Source organism: Microcoleus sp. C2D2 (genome assembly GCF_036702495.1).
Taxonomy (GTDB): Bacteria; Cyanobacteriota; Cyanobacteriia; order Cyanobacteriales; family Microcoleaceae; genus Microcoleus.
Map to the genome: position 1 here is coordinate 1 of NZ_JAUBTO010000298.1, position 4,077 is coordinate 4,077.

Consider the following 4,077-nt stretch of genomic DNA (forward strand, 5'->3'; position numbering starts at 1 on the left):
CTTTAAGCGCATAGCCTTCTTCGAGGTGTGGCGCGTTCAAGGGTTGGAACCCTCTCGGCTGCGCCAACGAGCCGCACAAAACCATAGGAGTTTGGCTCAAAGAGAGCTTCCCATTCTGGTTCAAGAGCTGCTTTTACAACTGCTTGTAAGGCGCGGTCGTACATAGTGGGTATGCCCAATGGTCTTGACTCATTGGTTCCTGGTTTTGGTATCATTACCCGACGTGTCGGTTGTGACTTGTCAGTTGCTTTGAGTTGACTTACTAGCTTGACTCGTTGCTTCGGAGATAGTAATTTAATACCATCTACACCTGCTGTACGTTTGCCAGTATTGTCTTGCGTGACCCGTCGTACCGCTAATACCTTATTAGACCATGAATTAATCAAGGTCTTCTGAAGCTTCCGAACTGCTTTTACATCGCCACGCTCACTTGCTCGATAGATACGTTTTTGCAACTTGAATGTCAATCTTTCAGCTTTTCGCCAATTGATTTGATTCCATTCCACCGTCGGGTTGTCCCGCGTTTTAGACTTATTCATTGCTACTAAAGTTCCTATCCTTGAAGTTACCATGCGTCTGTCTGCATATCTCTGTCATTACAACAGAGCGTTCGCTTTTGACACAATCCCTCTCTCATATATTATTCGTTAGCTACTTACTGGGTAATCGACCTGTTTCCAGAAATATATGAGAGTTACTTCGTTCCAAATACACATTCATTGAGTTTTTAGTGTGATGCTATCCACCGGGTTTACAGGCAGTGCTTATAGGTCGAATTAAAAATCGCCTATGCCCTATCCTTGCCTTTTGGCTTGGTCTTAATCAGTCTTTACCGTGTTTTTCAACGGGCTTATACTTGATTCAGCCGTTAGACCATCTCAGTTAACGATGGTTCAGGCACATCTTTGCTTTCGCTACACATGAACTCTTGCTCAACAGTTACCAGTTTCGGCTACCAGTAGTCTGCTTTTTATCCCCGCTTTACCTGCTAGTTGCTACCTAGTAAGATAGGGGATATGCTTTTACCGCTGCACTTGCGGACTAGGACTTGGGATGACCCGCACCTAGATGTGTATTTAGTTGTTTTAACCGATTGGTTAGACTAACCGTCCCTGAATATCTCTATTCATTTGGGTTAAACGAATCGCACCTTAATATCCTGATTGAAGCAACGCTTCAGAGAGCAAATCTGTTAGTTGGAGTGTAACAGCCCACTGGTTTAAGTAAGCGAGATCGAGTCGTTCCCCTTGCACCTTCAAAACTCCCAACACATCTCTCCACTGTTTTTGAGAACCGCCAGGAATTAGTTTGTACCAACTGAGTTTTTGCAGGACGATATCTTCGGGCGAGTAGATGTAAATTCCCTCTTCTTGTAAGCCGCTAACAGGATGAAGTTGGCGGCGGCTCATCACCGAAGCGGAAAAAGGGTCGTTGCTGCCCATCACAAAAATGTCTGCTTTCTCCATCGAAGGCAAATAGATGACATTGAACGATGATTCGCGGGGCGCTGTTTTTGACTTAGCAATTGCTTCAATCACAGCCGAGTCGCTGATGTAAAACTCGCCTGACATGGTATCAATTAACCTCTGTGCTGTTCGCGCTTCCAGGTCAATCACTAAGTCCAAATCTTGCGTAGACCTGTTTTCTCCCAACAGCGAACTTGCCACCGAACCTCCCACCACATAGGGAATATTCAGCGGTAGCAAAATGCTGGCTATTTTTTGCGCTAATTCGATCGGATCTGCAATCACGAGTTCACCCCAATTATTGCTGTCTGATAAAATTTCGATCCACTCGGCACCCAAGCACCTTTTAATAAATTCTTGCTTAACTTTTGCTTTGGTAGCATTGGGATACTGGTTCTTTATTCCCGATATTGCCAACCTTCGCACCGCTTGATTGAAAGCGCAAGTCCGCTGTACTTTTTGTTGGGGCGTTAACTGCCGCATTAGCTGAAACACCAGCACGTCAGCCTCAATGCTGGTATCGAGAGATTGCGGCTTGTATCCCGACTTAACTGTGACTGTTGGCATTGGCGGCATGATGGAATCTCGATCGAGGGCAGAGATTTCACTATTGTATTACAAAGTCAAAGTTTTTCAGACCGTGCAAAAAAAGTGATATCTTTGATGTACGAACTGCTGCAACAACAGGTATATGCGATCGCAAGACGTAATTAATTTAATTTTTCTTATAAATTCAAAGAAATTCCACAAACTGCATTTTCGATGTTCTCCGTTGAAGGTGGAAGTATCTCAAATCCATGCTTCTCGTACCATTTGACGAGGTTGGGATTGTTGTTGATGTCTTGTTCAGTTAGAGAACCGCAGATTCGCTTAATTCCCCGCTGACGAGCTTTCTTTATCGCAAACTGCAACAGGTGAGTTCCCAGCCCCATGCGGCGGTAATCGATTGGCTTGGGTTCAACTAACAGTCTCAAAAGAGCTGCCCCTAAGTGTTCTGAAACGTGAATTACATCGTCGCGAATCAAGATATCGTCTATCACCAACTTATCAGGCGGATACAAAACGCATTGAAGCATACCAATTGCGCTGTTGCGGTACAAGAGTTTCGCAGTGAAATATGAGTCTTCGTCCCCGTTTACTTGCAGGCGGTATTCTCGTCCCTGGCGATCGCGAATAATCATCTGACCATTGTTTTCCGATGAACTTTCCAACATCATTTATTTTTAGAATACCCGATAGCGATTGTCGCTCACCTCGGATGCGATGATCCTTATTTCCCTTGGCACCTCTCCTACCACGTTAAGAAATCCCCGCCTACGGATGCAGCAATGCAGTATTTGCGGCAAACTCTCAGGTGTCGGGTCGGGTATACACCAAGCATGAAAATAGAGGGACACGGACAAGCAAAAATCCTTACGCAAGAGGAAATCGAACTCTTGTTCAGCGAAGGTTTGCAGACCGAGCGCGACCGCACTTTGTTTGGAGTTTGCCTCTACACCGCCTGCCGCATTGCCGAAGCCTGTTCGCTGGAAGTCATCGATATTTACACTGCCAGAGGTACAGTCAGACCTACAATCAACTTCCGCAAGGGCAACACCAAAGGGAAACTCCAAACCCGCACGATTCCGGTATTTGAAGATTTGCGAAGTCTCCTGACATCTTGGAAACCCCACGCCGGCAAAACTTACTTATTCCCCGGCCGCCACCCGAACCACCGCTGGAAGCACCTGCACGCCAACTCAGCGGATCGGATTTTGAGAGAAGCGTTCTCGCGGGCCGGCATCGAGGGAGCCTCCACCCACAGCTTCAGGAGAACTGCCCTGACTCAGATGAGCAACGCCGGGATTCCGCTGCGGGTGATTCAAGAAATCAGCGGTCACAGCAACCTCGAACAGTTGCAGCGGTATTTGGAGGTGAAGCCGGAACAAGTTAGGGGGGCGATCGCCTCTCTTTCCATGCTTTCCTACACGGGGAAACAGGTATTTCCCCGCGTAATTGATGAATTGCCCGCTGTGCCGTTGCCCCCTCACCAACTGTCACAAGGCCAATCTGACGCGGCCCAAGAAATTCCCGACTGGTGAGCGAGCAATTTTAGATTTTAGATTTTAGATTTTAGATTTTGGACGCAAGGATTAAAGTCACGCATCAAGAGCATCGAGTGCCGATCGCTTTCTCCCTCAAGGCAGAAGCCCTCACCCCTGGATTTGTTGTTACAATTCTCGATCGTATGGAGCAGGTGCATCTACAAAACCGGCTCAAAGGAGAATTGACAGACAATGTGGCTTAAATTTGGTGTTGCTCTCAGCGGCGAACTGACGGGCATTGATGAAGTTGCGCGCGGAAAAACTCAGCTAACTTGTCTCTACTGCGGAGGCGGATTGACAGCGAAAAAGGGTTCGGTGAAAGAACATCACTTCGCTCACACCGAGGAAACTTGCAAGCCCGTGTCGCAGCGGATTAAAACCAAAGCTTTCCCATCGCTTCCCCTCTACGAGCATTTCAACATCGAACTCAAGGGTGAGGAATTGGAACAGTTGAAGGTGCTGTGGAAGTGCGATTCGTTGATTAGTGAATCTCGGTAATCAATCCGTAAATAACTAATGAGCGTGAA

At 46.9% G+C, this 4,077-nt stretch carries 5 protein-coding genes and 1 pseudogene; 3 read left to right on the forward strand and 3 right to left on the reverse strand.

From position 1 onward, the window contains the following. Nucleotides 1–77: 77 nt before the first annotated feature. The 3 genes and pseudogenes from QUB61_RS38165 to QUB61_RS38175 all read right to left on the reverse strand — a co-directional run. Nucleotides 78–539 (reverse strand): annotated as a pseudogene (locus QUB61_RS38165) (reverse transcriptase N-terminal domain-containing protein); the annotation flags it as partial. Between the two features lie 612 nt (nt 540–1,151). Then, a complete protein-coding gene (locus QUB61_RS38170) occupies nt 1,152–2,042 on the reverse strand; it encodes a hypothetical protein (RefSeq protein WP_333136509.1) in 891 nt (296 codons plus the stop codon). Between the two features lie 149 nt (nt 2,043–2,191). Then, complete coding sequence (locus tag QUB61_RS38175; RefSeq protein WP_333136511.1) at nt 2,192–2,683, reverse strand: GNAT family N-acetyltransferase; 492 nt, start codon at nt 2,681–2,683, stop codon at nt 2,192–2,194. 162 nt (nt 2,684–2,845) lie between these two features. Between QUB61_RS38175 and QUB61_RS38180 the strand changes: the two genes are divergently transcribed. From QUB61_RS38180 to QUB61_RS38190, 3 genes are read left to right on the forward strand one after another with little or no spacing between them, the layout of a single operon-like run. Continuing rightward, nucleotides 2,846–3,547: a site-specific integrase gene (locus QUB61_RS38180; RefSeq protein WP_333136513.1), complete on the forward strand. Its 702-nt coding sequence runs from the start codon at nt 2,846–2,848 to the stop codon at nt 3,545–3,547. A 38-nt stretch (nt 3,548–3,585) separates the two neighbouring features. Further along, nucleotides 3,586–3,753 carry a hypothetical protein gene (locus tag QUB61_RS38185; protein WP_333136515.1) on the forward strand — a complete coding sequence of 56 codons (168 nt, stop codon included), beginning with the start codon at nt 3,586–3,588 and terminating at the stop codon, nt 3,751–3,753. Continuing rightward, nucleotides 3,743–4,048 (forward strand): competence protein CoiA family protein, encoded by a 306-nt coding sequence (locus QUB61_RS38190; RefSeq protein ID WP_333136517.1) that lies wholly within the window; start codon nt 3,743–3,745, stop codon nt 4,046–4,048. The genes QUB61_RS38185 and QUB61_RS38190 overlap by 11 nt, the downstream gene beginning before the upstream one ends. The last annotated feature ends 29 nt before the right edge of the window (nt 4,049–4,077 follow it).

Bases quoted from the DNA above. Each gene is read 5' to 3' on its own strand.
- QUB61_RS38170 (WP_333136509.1), bottom strand. From the start codon at position 2,042: ATGCCGCCAATGCCAACAGTCACAGTTAAGTCGGGATACAAGCCGCAA.
- QUB61_RS38175 (WP_333136511.1), bottom strand. From the start codon at position 2,683: ATGATGTTGGAAAGTTCATCGGAAAACAATGGTCAGATGATTATTCGC.
- QUB61_RS38180 (WP_333136513.1), top strand. From the start codon at position 2,846: ATGAAAATAGAGGGACACGGACAAGCAAAAATCCTTACGCAAGAGGAA.
- QUB61_RS38190 (WP_333136517.1), top strand. From the start codon at position 3,743: ATGTGGCTTAAATTTGGTGTTGCTCTCAGCGGCGAACTGACGGGCATT.